Below are 15351 nucleotides of genomic sequence, written 5' to 3'. Positions count from 1 at the left end.
AAGAAGAGTGACGACCATGGCGACCCAGCCCGACCAGATCCCGACCCAGCCCCTCGAACGGGAGGCGCTGCTGCAACAGGCGCGTGAAAGGGCAGGACTCGCCGACTTCGGGGACGAATGGTTCTTCGAACCGATGGATCACTTCATCGAAGCATCGAACCGCGAAGGACGCCTGACCCCGGCCGGGCGCGCTTCGACAACGGAAGTGATCGTCAAGGGCCTGGTCAGCCGCCTGCGCATGGTGGAGGACATCAAGCGCCACCCTGAAATCCTTGACGAACAGGTAGACGTCGCGGGCATCATCCTCGGCCTGCCGCGCACCGGCAGCACCATCTTCCAGCGCCTGCTCGCCAGCGCGCCGGGCATGACGGGCCTGCGCTGGTACGAGGCGCAGAATTTCGCCCCCTTCCCCGGCGAAGAACGCGGCAATCCGGTGGACCGCCGCGCCTATGCGCAGGCGATGATCGACGGCTGGCTCCAGCTTTCACCCGAACTGGCGTCCATCCATCCGCTCGAACCCGACGCGCCGGACGAAGAAATCCTGGTCCTTGGCCAGATGTTCGTCAGCACGATGATCGAGGGCATGAATTATGTGCCCAGCTTCACCCGCTGGCTTAACACTTACGACCAGTCCAAGGGACATGAGGACCTCAAGACAGTCCTCAAATATCTCCAATGGCAGGACCCTTCGCGCAAGGGCCGCAAGTGGATATTGAAGAGCCCCTCCAACCTCCCCTATGCGGAGGTCGCGGCAAAGGCTTTCCCGGACGCGCTGCTCATCATGACGCATCGCGATCCGTTGCAGACCGTCCCCTCATACGTCTCCATGCAGGCCGCGCTTTACAAGCTCAGCGCCACCCTCACCGACGCGGAAGTCGGTGCCTTCTGGTTCCCGCGCCTCGTCGAATGGATGCGCATGTTCGAAACGGCGCGTGAACGGATCGGCGAGGACCGCTTCATCGACATCGACTATCGCGAAGTCGGCAAGGAACCGATGGCGCAGGCCGAACGCGTCCTTTCCCGCATGGGCATCCCCGTCGATGCCCAGCTTGGGGAAGTGCTTGCCGAATTCCTCGCGGGCAACAAGCGTGAGCAGCGCCCGATGCACGATTATTCGCTCGAACGCTTCGGCCTGGATGAAGAAGCGATCAAGCGCGAATTCGCCACTTATCGCGAACGCTACATTTCCTGACGATGGAAGTCCGGCCTGGCATATTGCGCACACCCGAAGCCTGCTTCGATGCGCTGCCGGGCTATGACTTCGAGCCCCATTATGTGGAGGTGGCGGATGCCCGCCTGGGGCCGCTCCGCATGCATTATGTAGACGTAGGGGATCGGAACGCCCCTATCGTCCTCATGCTGCATGGTAATCCGACCTGGAGCTATCTCTACCGCCACATGATCGGCCCGGTCGCGGCGGCCGGTTACCGGGTCATCGCGCCCGACATGATCGGCTTCGGCAAATCCGACAAGCCCGCCTTTCGCGCCGATTACAGCTTCGACCGCTTCGTCCAATGGATGCGCGCCTTTATCGAAACACTCGACCTGCGCGGCGTCACCCTCGTCTGTCAGGATTGGGGCGGCCCCATCGGCTTGCGCGTCCTGTCCGAGTGTCCCGAGCGCTTCAGCGCTGTCCTGGCCACCAATACGCTGCTGCAAAATTGCGACCCGCCGCCGCTCGGCGTCCCCAACTGGCCCGGAGAACAGATCGCCGCCTGGGTCGAAACCTGCCGCACCAGCGAAGACTTGCCGCTCGACTTACTCGTCGGTCGCGCCTGCGTCACCGATGTTCCGACAGAGGTGCTCGCCGCCTATGCCGCGCCTTTCCCCGACGCCGCCTACAAAAAGGGCATGCTGCAAATCACCTGCGGCATCCCGATCGCCGAAGGCGCGGAAGGACTGGAGGCCAACCGCGCCGCCTGGCGCTTCCTCGAAAGCTGGGACAAGCCGTTCCTCACCGCCTTCAGCGATCAGGACCCGGCCACCATTGCCTGGGAAGCGATCTTCCAACGCCGCATCCCCGGCGCAGAAGGCCAGCCGCACACCCGCATCTCCAATGGCGGCCATTTCGTCCAGGAAGATCAAGGCGCAGCACTCGCGCAGGTGCTGATCGAATTTCTAAAGGCCAATCACTAAGTCCGTTCGCTTCGAGCGCAATCGAGAAGCGAGAGCACACCGTGTCTCGACTTCGCTCGACACGAACGGCAATTGAGTGCGAACTCCAGTTACCACCCCTAATGAAACCCCTGCCGGAACGCGCGCGGCGTCAGCCCCGTAGCCCGCCGAAACGCGGCACTGAAAGCGCTCGCCGTCGCAAAGCCCAACGCTTCCGCGATCCGGTTCATCGGCAGCAATCCCCCCCGGATCATGTCCTGCGCCCGCTCCATCCGGATCGCGGCGGCATGGTCGGACAGCGCCATGCCCGTCGTCGCCGCGAAGGATCGCGACAGGTGCGACCGGCTGATCCCGCACAGGCTGGCAAGCGCCTGCGTCGTCGGCCATTCCCCATCGCTTGACCGCAGTGCTTCCTCAATCCGCGCAAGCTGCCAGGGCGCAAGGCCACCCTGCGCCGCATCAGCCTGCCGCGCCCGCCGGAACAGCCGCGCCAGTTCCACCATCGCCAGCTGCACCAGCGCCTCAACCGCCATCTCCGCGCCAAAGCCCGGCGTCACCGTTTCCTGCTTCAGCCGCTCCGCCAGCGCCATCAGCACAGGTGAGTTGATCGCCGCGCACCGGCTCAACCGCCGCGAGTCCCAGTCCGACAATCCCGTTACAGCGGCAAAGCGCACCGGGTCGAACCGGCAGGTCAATATGTCCAGCGTGCCCCCATCGCCCCGCGAATGCATCGCGATGCCACCGGGCCGCAACATCAGGCGGCCAACCTTGTGCCGCCTCCGGTCACCCATATCGAACATGATCTCGCCCTGCGTACCTTCGGCGCGCGGCATGACAATCGACAGGATCGGCGCTTCGTCCAGTTCCCACATCTCATTGGGCCGGGGCAGCTCATAACGGCGAAGTTCGACACACGCAGCACTGCTGACGGCAGAGGCCAGCACCGTCCACGGCCCGCCATGGCCGCTCGGCGTAGCTTTGGCATCGGTCAAAAGCTGCTGCGTCATAACCACAACGATAATCTCATGCGACCGAGAGAACAAGCACTGGCTATGCGCAGAAAAAACTGCCATCTACAACGCAACAAAGCAAAAGATGGAGAGTGTTTCATGAGCAGAACCATAGTCGTAACCGGCGCTGCATCGGGAATCGGCGCCGCCACCCGCGACAGGCTGGAACGTGGCGGCCATCGCGTCATTGGCGTCGATCTGCGCAATTCCGACATCGATGCCGATCTGGGCACCGTCGAAGGCCGAACCGCCATGGTCGATCAGGTGACGCGCCTTGCGCCCGATGGCATCGATGCCGTGCTTGCAGGCGCGGGCATCTCACGTCAGGATATGGACCGCGAAACCATCGCCATCAATTATTTCGGCGCGGTCGCAACGCTGGAAGGACTACGACCCCTGCTGGCGAAATCCGCCCGGCCCCGCGCCGTCGCCATCTGCTCCACCGCCGCCATGTTGCCGTCGAACAGCAAGGTGGTCGAACTTTGCCTAGCCGATAAGGAACAGGCCGCGCTTGACGCCATGGCCGCCGACGGGGGCAACGCCTATGCCACGTCGAAAAACGCCTTGTCCCACTGGATGCGCCGTGCAGCGGTAAGACCTGAATGGGGCGGCGCAGGCATCCTGCTGAACGGCATCGGGCCGGGCGTCGTAAAGACGCCGATGACGACGCCGCTGCTCGATCAACCGGAAATGGTCAAGCTGATCAACCAGAGCAATCCGATCGCGATCAAGGATTATGCGGGACCCGAAGACATTGCCGAACTGCTCGATTTCCTGCTCAACATGGAAAATAACTATCTTCTCGGCCAATTGATCTTCATCGACGGCGGCAGCGACGCGATATTGCGGCCTCAGCAAGTCTGACGCCAAAGGGGCGGCAGCCCACGATAAACAGAAATAGGCCAAGGAAAGGAACAGCGATGTCGGCTTTGCAAGGCAAGGTTGCCCTGATAACCGGAGCGGGACAGGGCATTGGGCAGGGCATCGCCCTCGCCCTCGCCAGTGAAGGCGTCAACCTGCTCCTCGCCGGGCGGACGTTTGAGAAGGTGCAGGAAACCGCGCAGCTTGCGCAGGAACGCGGCGTCCGCGCCGTCGCCGTCTCCTGTAACGTCAAGGACGCGGACGATCTCGCCGCCGCCGTCGACCGGGCAGTTACCGATCTGGGCGGCATCGACATCCTGATCAACAATGCGCAGGAAGTGCCGCTCGGCCTGCTCGATGAAGTGACGGACGAGGCTTTCCTCGCCGGATTTGAATCCGGCCCGCTCGCCTCCTTCCGCCTGATGAAGCTGGTGCGTCCCCATATGGCGTCGCGCGGCGGCGGCACCATTTTCAACTTCGCCTCGTCCGCTGGCATCCGCTGGGACATGACCGGCTATGGCTGTTACGGCGCGGTGAAGCAGGCGACCCGCGTCCTGACGCGCGCGGGTGCGGCGGAATGGGGGCGCCAGAATATCCGCGTCCTCACCATCGCGCCGCATGCTGAATCGCCGGGCCTCAAATGGTGGATCGAAAATAATCCCGAAGAGGCAAAGGCCTTCTTCCGCACCATCCCGCTCGACCGCATCGGTCGGCTGGAGGAAGATATCGGTCGGGCCATCGTCGCCCTGTGCGGATCGGACCTGTCCTATCTGACTGGCGCCACCATTCCGCTCGATGGCGGACAGGCCAATTTCGACTGACCTGAAAGATTGATGGAGAGATCTGAATGGAAAAGCTGATCTATGCTCTTTGGGCGCCGGAGGGCGCAAGCCGCGCCGATTATGCGGAACGATTGAAAGCCACACTTCCCGCCGCACTCAGGGAAGCGGGCGCCAGTGCGATCCGCCTCAATGTCCGCGACGCAACCGTGGAACCCGCCGTGCCACTCCTGCAGACATGGCAACAGCCGCAGCAGGACGCGCTTGTGCAATTCTGGCTGCCCACCGCCAATGCCCATTTCCGCGGCCCTATCGACAGCATAATGGCCAAACATAGCGGCCGGTTCGCGGCATGGCTGGTTGCGGAATCCACCATCATCCCCAACCGGGATCATGTGCCGCAGGCGGGGGCGCGCACCTGGGGCTGGTCGCAGGCCAGCTTCATCTCCTTCCGTTCCGACATGAGCTGGGACGATGCCGTCGCGCACTGGCACAGTCACCACACCCGCGTCGCCATCGATACGCAGGCGAACTTCGAATATGTCCAGAATATCATCGTCCGTGCGCTAACGCCTGACGCGCCCGACTATGACGCCTTTGTCGAGGAATGCTTCTCGCCCGAAGCGATGACCGTTTCCCCCGCCTTCTTCGACGCGGTGGGCGATGAGGAAAAATTCGCGCGCAATACAAAGGACATGGCGGAAAGTTGCGCGGGCTTCATCGACTTTTCGCGCATCGACATCATCCCGACGAGCCAGTTCGACTTCGCGCATCTGGACGGCAACTAAGGTCTCGAGACAGTTAGGCTAACCCGCATCCGGCTGCCGATCCGGATGCGCCGCCTGAACAGCAGGCAGCGCCAGGGCAGCCTCTCCCGCCGCCACCAATCGGGGATAGGGCGACAAATCGACCCCGAACCGCCCAGCATTATAAAGCTGCGGCACAAGATAGCAGTCGGCTAATGTCGGTCCGCTCCCATAAGCGAAGCCCGCCCCATGCCGCGCGACCAACTGCTCAAGCGGCGCAAAACCCTCCGCGATCCAATGCCTCACCCACTCCTTCACTTGATCCTTGGATGCGTGAAACTGGCTCTGCAATCGGTTGAGGACACGCAGATTGTTGAGAGGATGGATGTCGCAACCAATCAACGCCGCCATCGCACGCACAACCGCAACTTCATCCGCATCGTTGGGCAGCAAAGGCGGCTCGGGCCACTTGCCGTCGATCCATTCGAGGATGGCGGGACTTTCTATGAGGGTCCTACCCTCCGCCTCCAAAGCGGGCACCAGGCCATGAGGCGCGATAGCGAGGTAATCGGCGTCCCGCTGCTCCCCCGCGCGCAGGTCATGACTGACCTGAACATAGTCGACGCCTTTGAGGTTCAGCGCGATGCGCACGCGATAGGCGGCGGACGACCGCCAATATCCGTGCAGGGTGACAGGCGCGGTCATGCCGGCATCGCCACGGCCCGGCATTCGCCAAAGCCGATCGAAACGAAACCCGGCGCGTTAGCCGTCGCGCGCAGGAAAATCTCGTCGCCGTCCTCGACAAAGGAACGCTTCTCTCCATCAGGCAATATCAGCGGCTCTCGCCCGCCTTCGGTCAGTTCCAACATGCTGCCATAACCCTCCCGCCCCGGCGCGGAGATCGTACCCGTGCCCAACAGGTCACCCGGATTGAGGTTGCATCCATTGGACGCATGATGCGTCACAATCTGGTTGACCGTCCAATACATATTGCTGGCTGGCCCGGTGCTGAGGCGAAATGGCGGCTGCCCCTTCTCCCGCATGCGCTGCGTCTGGATGAATACTTCCAGCGTCAGGGCAAGCGCCCCATGTCGCTGATCCGCATCCGAAGAAAGATAGGGCAATGGCAGCGGATCACCCTCCGGCCGAGCAGGTTGAGCCATGCGGAACGGCGCCATGGCCTCGGCCGTCACGACCCAGGGTGAGATAGTCGACTGGAAATTCTTCGCCAGAAACGGCCCAAGCGGCTGATATTCCCACGCCTGGAAATCCCGCGCAGACCAGTCGTTCAAAAGGCAGAACCCGGCAACATGATCCCCCGCCTCATCGATCGGGATCGGGCTGCCCAGATCATTGCCCGTCCCGATCCAGACACCCAGCTCCAGCTCATAATCAAGCCGCGCGGTCGGGCCAAAAACAGGCTCCCGCGCATCTGGCGGCTTGCGCTGTCCACACGGCCGCCGCACCGGCACGCCGGACGGGCGTATGGACGACGCACGGCCATGATAGCCGATGGGCACATATTTATAGTTGGGGAGCAGCGGATTATCGGGCCGAAACTGTCGTCCGACATTGTTCGCATGATGAATGCCCACATAGAAATCGGTGTAATCGCCAATGCGCGCGGGCAACTGCATCTTAACTTCGCCTGATGGATAGAGCATCGCCTCCACCGCCGCACGGTTCGTAACGTCGGAGAGCAATGCGCTGATCCGCCACCGCAGAGCTCGCCTCTGTTCCGGCGCAAGCGCGAGCATCCGGTTCAACACCGAGTCCGCGCAGACCTCCTCCCAATTCCCGCCAAGCAGCCCCGCTTCCGCGCAAGCTCGCAGGTCGATGATCATGTCGCCAATCGCCACTCCGATCCGCGCATTCTCCTCACGCGGCGCGAAGATGCCCAAAGGCAGATTCTGGATCGGAAAGTCCCTATGCCCCTGCGCGCTTTCAACCCAACTGGTCAGCGCGGGATCATGGGTCTCATCGCATTCCCACCAGTTCATCAGCGCTCCTCCTCCGGCGGCGAAGGAAGCTGCGCCTTGGCAAAGCCCTTCCAGCAGCCATCATAATCGCGCTGAAGCAGCGGCGTCTCCATCGCCCATCTAGTAGGCGCATAGGGCAACCGGCTTTCGAACATGAACGCCATCATCGCGTCTGCCTTCACCGGGGCGAGCTCAGCCGAAACCGCCCTGCCATGGCTTTCGACATCCGGCCCATGCGCGGACATGCAATTGTGGAGCGACGCGCCGCCGGGCATGAATCCGGACGCCTTGGCATCATATTCCCCTTCGATCAGGCCCATAAATTCGCTCATGACATTGCGATGAAACCAGGGCGGCCGAAATGTATCCTCCGCCACCATCCATCGCGGCGGAAAGATCACGAAGTCGACATTCGCCGTGCCGGGCGTATCGCTGGGCGACGTAAGGACCGTGAAGATCGATGGATCGGGATGGTCATAACTCACCGTTCCCATCGTGTTGAATCGGCGCAGGTCATAGCGGAACGGTGCAAGATTGCCGTGCCATGCGACCACATCGAACGGACTATGGTCCGCCCTGCTCGTCCAGAGCGACCCCATATATTTCTGCACAATCTCAAACGGCCGCTCGACATCTTCATAGGCCGCCACCGGCGCTTCAAAGTCCCGCGCATTGGCAAGCCCGTTCGCCCCGATCGGCCCAAGTTCCGGCAATCGAAAGGCCGCCCCGTGATTTTCGCAGACATATCCCCGCGCTGCCCCGTCGAGCAGTTCGACACGAAAACGCACGCCCCGCGGTATCAGAACCATGTCCAATGGCGCAGCCGTCAGGACACCCATTTCGGTCACGATCCGCAACGCCCCTTGCTGCGGCAGGATCAGCATTTCGCCATCAGCAGAAAAGAAGGCCCGGTCGATCACGGACCGATTGGCGGCGAACATATGAACGGCGCAACCCAATCCCTGCACCACGTCGCCATTCACCGCATAGGTAACCAGCCCGTCGATGAAATCAGTCGGCGCTTCCGGCATGCCCAACGGGTCCCACCGCAATCTGTTCGGCGACATGAGACCGTCAGGAAGCGGCCCCGATCGCAAAAGCCGCGCACCTTCATAAGGCTGATACGGACCATGCTCCGCCGATGGCCGCATCCGGTAAAGCCAGCTCCGCTGGTTCTGGTGCCGGGGCGCGGTGAAGGCCGTGCCCGAAAGCTGTTCGGCATAGAGGCCATAAGGCGCATGCTGGGGCGAATTACGCCCAATTGGCAGCGCCCCCGGCACCGCTTCTGTCGAATGGACATTGCCGAAACCGCAAAGCGTCATGTCAGCCTCACTCGTCAACAGTGATTACGCCGCGCCGTATCTGGTCCAACTCAATACTTTCGAACAATGCCTGAAAATTGCCGTTACCGAAACCTTCATTGCCTTTCCGCTGGATGATTTCGAAAAAGATCGGCCCAAACATATTCTCCGTGAAGATCTGGAGCAATATGCCCTCTCGCTCCACGTCACCGTCAATGAGTATCCGGTTCTTCCGCAACCGCTCCAGATCCTCGCCATGTCCGGGCACGCGTGTGTCGACCAGCTCATAATAGGTATCGACAGTATCCTGCAGCCGAACGCCTCGCGCACGCAGCTTTTCCACCGTCGCGTAGATGTCATCCGTGGTAAGCGCCAAATGCTGGATGCCCTCGCCATGATATTGGCGGATGAATTCCTCGATCTGGCTCTTGTCGTCCTGACTTTCATTCAGCGGTATTCGGATCGCCCGATCCGGTGCGATCATGGCCTGGCTCAATAGCCCGGTAGCTTGTCCCTTGATGTCGAAGAATTTCTGTTCCTCGAAATTGAAGAGCGTGCGATAGAACTGGCTCCACACCCGCATATGTCCCCGCCGGACATTGTGCGTCAGGTGGTCGAGCATATCGAGACCCACATTGTTCGCGGTCTCCGCCCACCGCCATCCGGGGAACTCCGCCCAATTCTCATAAAGATCTTCGCCGTCCCTGACGAAGTAGAGATACGATCCCCCAATGCCCTGAATGACCGTATCATCCTCCTCGGTCGGCTGCGCGCCATGTTCAAGCGCCCACGCCATCGCTGCGTCCGGGTCTGCCACCCGGAAGGCCATGGCGCTGGCCGACGGGCCATGCTCGCCGCGAAACGCCGCGACCCGCCCCGCATCGTCCCGGTTCAGCATCAGGTTGATGCGACCCTGCTTATACCGCGTGATGTTCTTGGAAGGATGACGATGCGTCGGGACAAAACCCAATTGCTCAAACTGCGCCGCCATTGCATCGGGGTCTGGCGATGTAAATTCGACAAATTCAAACCCGTTGAGGCCCAATGGATTGTCAGCCATTTGTATCACCCTCTTTTCCTTGATCTTGCATAATCCTGCGTTCCCCGGCTGAAGACTTGGTCCTGAGGGATGATTTCGTCCGCCTCTATGGACTCCTCTTGCTTCAGCTCTTCATAAAGCGGGGCAAAGTCCGTCTCGACTGTCTGGCGCAGCAGGTCATCGAAGCTGTCGATGACGAAATAGGACTGTTGATAATCATCGATCCGATATTTGGTGCGCATGAGCCGCTTCAGGTCGAAACCAATCCGGTTGGGCGATGGATCATCCAGCGCAAACAGGGACTCGCCATGAGAAGAGACGATCCCCGCACCATAGATTTTTAGGTCCGGCCCCTCGCGCATCAGGCCGAACTCGACCGTATACCAATAAAGGCGCGCCAGCTTCTCGATCGCGCCCATGCCGTCCGCGCGCAGCCCGCCCTCGCCATAGGCCTGCATGTAATCGGCGAACACCGGATGGGCGAGCAGCGGCACATGGCCGAACACGTCATGGAAAACGTCCGGCTCCTGCAAATAATCCAGCTGATCCGGCCTGCGAATGAAGCGTCCCGCCACAAAACGCCGGTTCGCCAGATGTTGGAAGAACGTCCTGTCCGGCACCAGCCCCGGCACCGCGACGACTTGCCAGCCTGTCCTCTTCATCAATCGTTCGGACAATTCCTCGAAATGGGGAATGCCCGGCTTCGCGATCCGCAGAATGTCCAGACCGTCCGTAAATTCCTTCACCGCCCGGCCCGGCAGCAGGGCCGCCTGCCGGGCGAACAGCTCATCCCAAACGGCATGCTCCTGGGGCGTATAGCTTCCCCAGTCCTGAGAAATCGTCCAATCCTCCGCAGCGCCTGCGGGGCGTTCGATGGTTGAGGCAGCCATCTGAAGGTTATGACACGGCCCCCATGTGAGAGGGTTTCAATTTCATGCAAAATCGGCGAGTTTAAGAAACCAAGTCATCACGTCAGGCCACAACATGAAAGATTTTCGTCAGATTGATGAGATTGACCGCAGGATCATCTCGATTCTCCAAAAGGATGCCACGGTCAGCCATGCCGAACTGGCCGAACAGGTCGGCGCCTCTACCGCTTCATGCTGGCGCCGGATAAAGGCGCTGGAAACGGCCGGCATCCTCACTAGCGCAGTCCGCCTCGTGAACCCGGAAAAGGTCGATCGCGGCGTCAATGTGCTCTGCAACATCCGGATGCGCAGCCATGCGCGCGACGCAAGGCAGGCGTTTGAGGATTTCGTGGATGGCCACCCGGAAATCGTGGAGTGCTTCTCCATGTCGGGCGAGTGGGACTATCTGCTCCGCATCGTGGTTGCCGACGTCGCGGACTATAATCTGTTCCTAATGCACACATTGCTGGGCCATCCGTCCGTCGCCAGCGCCGCGTCCCATTTTGCCCTGTCGATGACCAAATATACGACCGCCCTACCCGTGTGAGCAGCAGGAAGCGGCCTGCGACCGTCAGGAGCGTCTCGTCCCGCCTCCCGGGGCAAAGCGGGACGCTTTTTTCGTGGGCGGCCGGGTCTTGCGCTTGGCGGCCGATCAAGCCAAGCAAGGATCATGCACCAGGGAAATAGGCGAAGCGGCGCAGGTCGGCCGCGCGCGGCAGAGATTGAAGAACGCGCGGAAGCCTTGCTCGAAGCGGCCGAACAGGCGTTGATAGAACTCGGCTATGAACGCGCCACCCTGACCTTGATCGCCCAGCGCGCGAGCGTTTCGAAAAAGACCATCTATGCCAAATATGGCGGCAAGCCGGGATTGTTGCGGGCCGTGCTGGACCGGATTGCCGACCGGAACATGGCCGCCGATCTCCGCCTGCTCGATCGAGATAACCCCGTGGAGGGCCTTTACGAGTGGGCTCGCATGATCATGCGCAGCACCCGGACCAGGGCTGCGCATGCCGTCACCGCGATCAGCATGCGCGAAGGACTGCGTTTCCCGGAATTCCGCGATGCGATGGGGGAGGCACGGACCCTGCGCCAGCAGACCCCCCTTCGCTCCTATCTGGAACGCCTACGGGCGCGGGGGCTTATCCGGCCCGTCGACTGCGAAGAGGTCTCGTCGATGTTCCTGTGGATATTGTCGCAGGACATGGTCGACGCCGTTTCCGCGGGCACGGTCGAACCGCTGACCGACGAAGAAGCCGATGCAAAGGCGCGACGCGTGGCAGAACTGATCGCGCAGGGATTGATGCCCAAAGCGGACAACGCCTGCACCCTTTAAGGTTGTGTGGCGATTCAGTTCAGGGCGAGGCGAAAATGGTGAATTTCGAGAACCGGCGCGCAGCGTACTTCAGTACGTGAGCACCGGAAGCGCAGAAAGTCCCCATTTGCAGGCCGTCATGGGCTGAATCCCCACACAACCTAAAGCGCGATAAGGAGCGGCCTTGGCCGCCCCTCGTCATAGCCGCTCAATATTGACGGCCAAGTCCACCGTCATGATAGATGGACGCCCCAGTCACAAAGCGGGACTCATCCGACGCCAGATAGACAAAGGCATGGGCCGTATCTTCCGGGAAGCTTTCGATGCCCAGCGGACACATGTTCACCAGCTCCTGAATACCCGCCTGCGCCGACTCGTAGAGGCCAAGCTGTACATATCCCTCATAACCTTCCTTCAGCAGCGGCGTCGTCGTCTGCCCCGGATGCACTGAATTGACCCGGATGCGCTTGGGGCCAAATTCGATCGCGCCGCACATGGTCAACATGCGCTGCGCCGCCTTCGACACATGATAGCTGAGGTTATGGGCGTTGGGCATGTGAGACGCCATGGACACGGTATTGATCACCGAACCACCGCCCGAAAAGCGGTTCACGGCATCGGCCAGAGCAGGCGCGCAATGCTTCATGCCCAGAAAGCCGCTATCGTGATTGACAGCCATAACCGTGCGCAGGTCCTCCAACGACGTAGCTTCGATACCGCCATGGATGGAAATACCGGCATTGTTCACCAGAACGTCGATCGCGCCGAATTCCGACATGACCGTCGACACCAGCTTGGCCCAGTCCGCTTCCAACGTCACATCCTGCGTGACGAGCTTGAACCGGCCCGCACCATGCTTTCCGTCCATCTCGTTGCTGACTGCTTCGTCGGTACGAAGATCGGTAGCGATCACCGCGCGCGCACCTTCCCGCAGGAATGCGTCACATACCGCCACGCCGATATTACCCTGACGGCCTGCTCCCGTTACGATCGCGACCTTGCCTTCCAAACGCGCCATTATTCCTCATCCTTTCCATATTTCGGGAAATGGGTATCGATGAGTTCCATAACGAGTCAAGGCAAGAATATGGATTTCAAGCCATGACAGGATGCGCCAGACCGATACGTCTGGCCGATCCGAGTTTTTTGACAGCCGCCTGCCGGGGGCGCATGGGCATCCTATGCAACTTGCCCATTTCGACATCGACATTTTCCTCCGCGATTATTGGCAAAAGCGGCCGCTGTTGATCCGCAATCCGTGGAAGGACTGGGACAATCCGCTCGATCCGGACGAACTGGCCGGACTCGCCTGCGAAGAGGGCATCGAATCCCGCCTTATCACGCGACAAGCTATTCAACTGACGATGGAAAGCGGTCCCCTGCCAGAGACGCGCTTTGGCGAACTCGGAACCGGGCCATGGACGCTACTGGTGCAGGCGGTGGACCACCACGCCCCCGGCGTCGCGGCCCTGCTGGAGCCCTTTCGCTTCATCCCCGACTGGCGCATCGACGATGTGATGGTCAGCTACGCCACGGACGGGGGGGGCGTCGGGCCGCATTTCGATCAATATGACGTCTTTCTGGTGCAGGGCCTCGGCAAACGACGCTGGCGCGTCGGACCAATATGCAGTTCGGCGACACCTTTGCTGCCGCATGACGATCTACGCCTGATCGCCGACTTCGAAGCGGAGGGTGACTGGATATTGGAACCCGGCGATATTCTGTACGTGCCACCCTGCTTTGCCCATGATGGCGTGGCGGTTGGCGATGATTGCATGACCTATTCGATCGGGTTTCGTGCGCCTTCCCGCGCCGACCTTGTCGAAGGCTGGTCCGCGCATCAGGCGGACGGCTTGGCGGAGGAGGATCGTTATGCCGACTCCGATCTCGCCCGACAGTCCAATCCGGGAGAAATCACCGCGCCTGCGCTCGACCGGCTGCATGCAATGGTGATGGAGGCATTGGCCGATCGCGATGCCTTCGCCCGCTGGTTCGGACTTCATACCAGCGCGCCTAAATATTCCGATGCCGATTGGCGGCCCGATGAACCGATTGCAGCCGATGCATGGCTTGCCCAAGGGGCATCGCTCCAGCGCAACCCGGCCAGCCGGTATTCCTTCATCCGGCAGGGATCATCCATTCTGCTGTTCGTGGACGGCCATTGCTTCGATTGTGGGGCCGACACTGCCTCCCTCGCCGAACAACTCTGCTCAAGCCCCCTGGTCGCGACCAATCCGGACCTTGCGCAAAACCCCGGCGCGGTCGCGCTCATCAAGGCGCTGATCGATCAGGGCAGCCTCGCCTTCGATGAGGAGGATTGATCAATGGCCCTCATCCTCTTCAACAAACCCTATGGCGTGCTGTGCCAGTTTACCGATGAGAGTACCGGACCCCCACGGCCAACACTCGCGGCGTTCATCGACAGGCCGGGCGTCTACCCTGCCGGGCGGCTCGACCTCGACAGTGAGGGGCTGCTGCTGTTGACCGATGACGGGCGGTTGCAGGCGCGTATCGCCGACCCCCGGTTCAAGACGCCCAAGACCTATCTGGTTCAGGTGGAGGGCGATCCCGGCGAGGCGGAACTGGAGGCGCTGCGAAGCAAGGTCAAGCTGAAGGACGGGCTTACCCTGCCCGCGCTGGTGGAACGCATCGACCCGCCTGCCCTCTGGCCGCGCGATCCGCCGGTGCGCTTCCGCAAGAGCGTGCCCGACTGCTGGCTCCGCCTCACGATCCGCGAAGGGCGTAACCGGCAGGTGCGCCGGATGACGGCAGCCGTCGGCCACCCCACCTTGCGCCTTGTCCGGTGGAGCATTGGAGACTGGACGCTGGACGGCATTGAGCAGGGACAATGGCGGGAGGCATGATATCCCGCAGGCCTCTCAGCCTTCGATTAGCCGTTTCAACGCTTTGAGATCGCGGTTGACCCATCGGATGTCGGCCGCGAACCTTTCATCATCCATGCCCGGCTGGCGAAAGAGCGTCAGCATGACTTCCGCGCCTTCCCCATTTTGCACGACGCGCAAGGGGACATGGACCTGATCGCCAGCTCCCAGATCCACCTGATGATCCATCACCCCCAGATCATTATGGGGCGTGAAGCGGATACGGATCGGCCCTTCCGGTCCATCGGCCAGCCAACCGTCCCCATCTTCGCGCAAACCCGATTCCGCCAGGCCAGAGGCCCATTGGGGGAAAAATTCGGGACGCCACATCCTTTCGTAAAGAGCCCGCCATTCCTGATTGATCGACACGCTGAAAGTCCGGGCGGGTAACACTGCTGTCTCCTGTCGTGATGTAACGG

General features: G+C 61.3%; 17 protein-coding genes. 9 read left to right on the top strand and 8 right to left on the bottom strand.

What is annotated here, in order from left to right:
- Positions 1–16 precede the first annotated feature (16 nt).
- Together ACZ51H_RS15160 and ACZ51H_RS15155 are read left to right on the top strand one after the other, a co-directional pair.
- Entirely contained in the window at positions 17–1192 is a 1176-nt protein-coding gene (locus tag ACZ51H_RS15160) for a sulfotransferase family protein (protein WP_464792961.1), read from the top strand.
- A 2-nt stretch (positions 1193–1194) separates the two neighbouring features.
- A complete protein-coding gene (locus ACZ51H_RS15155) occupies positions 1195–2136 on the top strand; it encodes a haloalkane dehalogenase (protein ID WP_464802936.1) in 942 nt (313 codons plus the stop codon).
- Between the two features lie 98 nt (positions 2137–2234).
- Here ACZ51H_RS15155 and ACZ51H_RS15150 read toward each other — a convergent pair whose 3' ends face one another.
- Positions 2235–3107, bottom strand: a complete 873-nt coding sequence (locus tag ACZ51H_RS15150; RefSeq protein WP_464802935.1) for a helix-turn-helix domain-containing protein — start codon at positions 3105–3107, stop codon at positions 2235–2237.
- A gap of 117 nt (positions 3108–3224) precedes the next feature.
- Here ACZ51H_RS15150 and ACZ51H_RS15145 point away from each other — a divergent pair, with 117 nt between their 5' ends.
- From ACZ51H_RS15145 to hsh3, 3 genes are read left to right on the top strand one after another with little or no spacing between them, the layout of a single operon-like run.
- Positions 3225–3989, top strand: a complete 765-nt coding sequence (locus ACZ51H_RS15145) for an SDR family oxidoreductase (RefSeq protein ID WP_464792959.1) — start codon at positions 3225–3227, stop codon at positions 3987–3989.
- A gap of 56 nt (positions 3990–4045) precedes the next feature.
- A complete protein-coding gene (locus ACZ51H_RS15140; RefSeq protein WP_464802934.1) occupies positions 4046–4807 on the top strand; it encodes an SDR family NAD(P)-dependent oxidoreductase in 762 nt (253 codons plus the stop codon).
- A 26-nt stretch (positions 4808–4833) separates the two neighbouring features.
- Positions 4834–5553 carry a 7-beta-hydroxysteroid dehydratase Hsh3 gene (hsh3, locus tag ACZ51H_RS15135; protein WP_464802933.1) on the top strand — a complete coding sequence of 240 codons (720 nt, stop codon included), beginning with the start codon at positions 4834–4836 and terminating at the stop codon, positions 5551–5553.
- Positions 5554–5571: 18 nt separating this feature from the next.
- On the opposite strand, the gene maiA is transcribed toward hsh3, so the two are convergent.
- Genes maiA through phhA form a run of 5 tightly spaced genes read right to left on the bottom strand, consistent with a single transcriptional unit; the run spans position 5572 to position 10720 of the window.
- Positions 5572–6216 (bottom strand): maleylacetoacetate isomerase, encoded by a 645-nt coding sequence (gene maiA, locus ACZ51H_RS15130; protein ID WP_464802932.1) that lies wholly within the window; start codon positions 6214–6216, stop codon positions 5572–5574.
- Positions 6213–7511, bottom strand: coding sequence for a fumarylacetoacetase (gene fahA / locus ACZ51H_RS15125; RefSeq protein ID WP_464802931.1), 1299 nt, complete (start codon positions 7509–7511; stop codon positions 6213–6215). The genes maiA and fahA overlap by 4 nt, the downstream gene beginning before the upstream one ends.
- Positions 7511–8812 (bottom strand): homogentisate 1,2-dioxygenase, encoded by a 1302-nt coding sequence (gene hmgA / locus ACZ51H_RS15120; protein ID WP_464802930.1) that lies wholly within the window; start codon positions 8810–8812, stop codon positions 7511–7513. The genes fahA and hmgA overlap by 1 nt, the downstream gene beginning before the upstream one ends.
- A gap of 7 nt (positions 8813–8819) precedes the next feature.
- On the bottom strand, positions 8820–9851 hold the full coding sequence (gene hppD, locus ACZ51H_RS15115; protein WP_464802929.1) for a 4-hydroxyphenylpyruvate dioxygenase: 1032 nt from the start codon (positions 9849–9851) through the stop codon (positions 8820–8822).
- 5 nt (positions 9852–9856) lie between these two features.
- Entirely contained in the window at positions 9857–10720 is an 864-nt protein-coding gene (phhA, locus tag ACZ51H_RS15110) for a phenylalanine 4-monooxygenase (RefSeq protein ID WP_464802928.1), read from the bottom strand.
- A gap of 94 nt (positions 10721–10814) precedes the next feature.
- Between phhA and ACZ51H_RS15105 the strand changes: the two genes are divergently transcribed.
- Positions 10815–11285 carry an Lrp/AsnC family transcriptional regulator gene (locus ACZ51H_RS15105; RefSeq protein ID WP_464773164.1) on the top strand — a complete coding sequence of 157 codons (471 nt, stop codon included), beginning with the start codon at positions 10815–10817 and terminating at the stop codon, positions 11283–11285.
- Positions 11286–11408: 123 nt separating this feature from the next.
- The gene (locus tag ACZ51H_RS15100; protein ID WP_464802927.1) at positions 11409–12071 is read left to right on the top strand and encodes a TetR/AcrR family transcriptional regulator; all 663 of its coding nucleotides are present in this window, start codon (positions 11409–11411) and stop codon (positions 12069–12071) included.
- Between the two features lie 187 nt (positions 12072–12258).
- Here the strand turns inward: ACZ51H_RS15100 and ACZ51H_RS15095 are convergent, their stop codons facing one another.
- The gene (locus tag ACZ51H_RS15095; protein ID WP_464802926.1) at positions 12259–13068 is read right to left on the bottom strand and encodes an SDR family NAD(P)-dependent oxidoreductase; all 810 of its coding nucleotides are present in this window, start codon (positions 13066–13068) and stop codon (positions 12259–12261) included.
- Positions 13069–13231: 163 nt separating this feature from the next.
- Here ACZ51H_RS15095 and ACZ51H_RS15090 point away from each other — a divergent pair, with 163 nt between their 5' ends.
- Both ACZ51H_RS15090 and ACZ51H_RS15085 read left to right on the top strand, forming a co-directional pair.
- The gene (locus ACZ51H_RS15090) at positions 13232–14371 is read left to right on the top strand and encodes a JmjC domain-containing protein (protein WP_464803464.1); all 1140 of its coding nucleotides are present in this window, start codon (positions 13232–13234) and stop codon (positions 14369–14371) included.
- Between the two features lie 3 nt (positions 14372–14374).
- A complete protein-coding gene (locus ACZ51H_RS15085) occupies positions 14375–14914 on the top strand; it encodes a pseudouridine synthase (RefSeq protein WP_464802925.1) in 540 nt (179 codons plus the stop codon).
- A gap of 15 nt (positions 14915–14929) precedes the next feature.
- Here ACZ51H_RS15085 and ACZ51H_RS15080 read toward each other — a convergent pair whose 3' ends face one another.
- Positions 14930–15325 (bottom strand): polyketide cyclase, encoded by a 396-nt coding sequence (locus ACZ51H_RS15080; protein WP_464802924.1) that lies wholly within the window; start codon positions 15323–15325, stop codon positions 14930–14932.
- Between the last annotated feature and the right edge of the window lie 26 nt (positions 15326–15351).

The organism is Sphingobium sp. TomMM15, from assembly GCF_055397045.1.
The sequence above is the reverse complement of the archived record's forward strand: the minus strand, read 5'-3'. Positions and strand labels throughout refer to the sequence as shown.

Bases quoted from the DNA above. Each gene is read 5' to 3' on its own strand.
- ACZ51H_RS15145 (WP_464792959.1), top strand. From the start codon at position 3,225: ATGAGCAGAACCATAGTCGTAACCGGCGCTGCATCGGGAATCGGCGCC.
- hsh3 (WP_464802933.1), top strand. From the start codon at position 4,834: ATGGAAAAGCTGATCTATGCTCTTTGGGCGCCGGAGGGCGCAAGCCGC.
- maiA (WP_464802932.1), bottom strand. From the start codon at position 6,216: ATGACCGCGCCTGTCACCCTGCACGGATATTGGCGGTCGTCCGCCGCC.
- ACZ51H_RS15100 (WP_464802927.1), top strand. From the start codon at position 11,409: ATGCACCAGGGAAATAGGCGAAGCGGCGCAGGTCGGCCGCGCGCGGCA.
- phhA (WP_464802928.1), bottom strand. From the start codon at position 10,720: ATGGCTGCCTCAACCATCGAACGCCCCGCAGGCGCTGCGGAGGATTGG.
- ACZ51H_RS15090 (WP_464803464.1), top strand. From the start codon at position 13,232: ATGCAACTTGCCCATTTCGACATCGACATTTTCCTCCGCGATTATTGG.
- ACZ51H_RS15160 (WP_464792961.1), top strand. From the start codon at position 17: ATGGCGACCCAGCCCGACCAGATCCCGACCCAGCCCCTCGAACGGGAG.
- hmgA (WP_464802930.1), bottom strand. From the start codon at position 8,812: ATGACGCTTTGCGGTTTCGGCAATGTCCATTCGACAGAAGCGGTGCCG.
- fahA (WP_464802931.1), bottom strand. From the start codon at position 7,511: ATGAACTGGTGGGAATGCGATGAGACCCATGATCCCGCGCTGACCAGT.
- ACZ51H_RS15085 (WP_464802925.1), top strand. From the start codon at position 14,375: ATGGCCCTCATCCTCTTCAACAAACCCTATGGCGTGCTGTGCCAGTTT.
- ACZ51H_RS15095 (WP_464802926.1), bottom strand. From the start codon at position 13,068: ATGGCGCGTTTGGAAGGCAAGGTCGCGATCGTAACGGGAGCAGGCCGT.
- ACZ51H_RS15105 (WP_464773164.1), top strand. From the start codon at position 10,815: ATGAAAGATTTTCGTCAGATTGATGAGATTGACCGCAGGATCATCTCG.
- ACZ51H_RS15140 (WP_464802934.1), top strand. From the start codon at position 4,046: ATGTCGGCTTTGCAAGGCAAGGTTGCCCTGATAACCGGAGCGGGACAG.
- hppD (WP_464802929.1), bottom strand. From the start codon at position 9,851: ATGGCTGACAATCCATTGGGCCTCAACGGGTTTGAATTTGTCGAATTT.
- ACZ51H_RS15155 (WP_464802936.1), top strand. From the start codon at position 1,195: ATGGAAGTCCGGCCTGGCATATTGCGCACACCCGAAGCCTGCTTCGAT.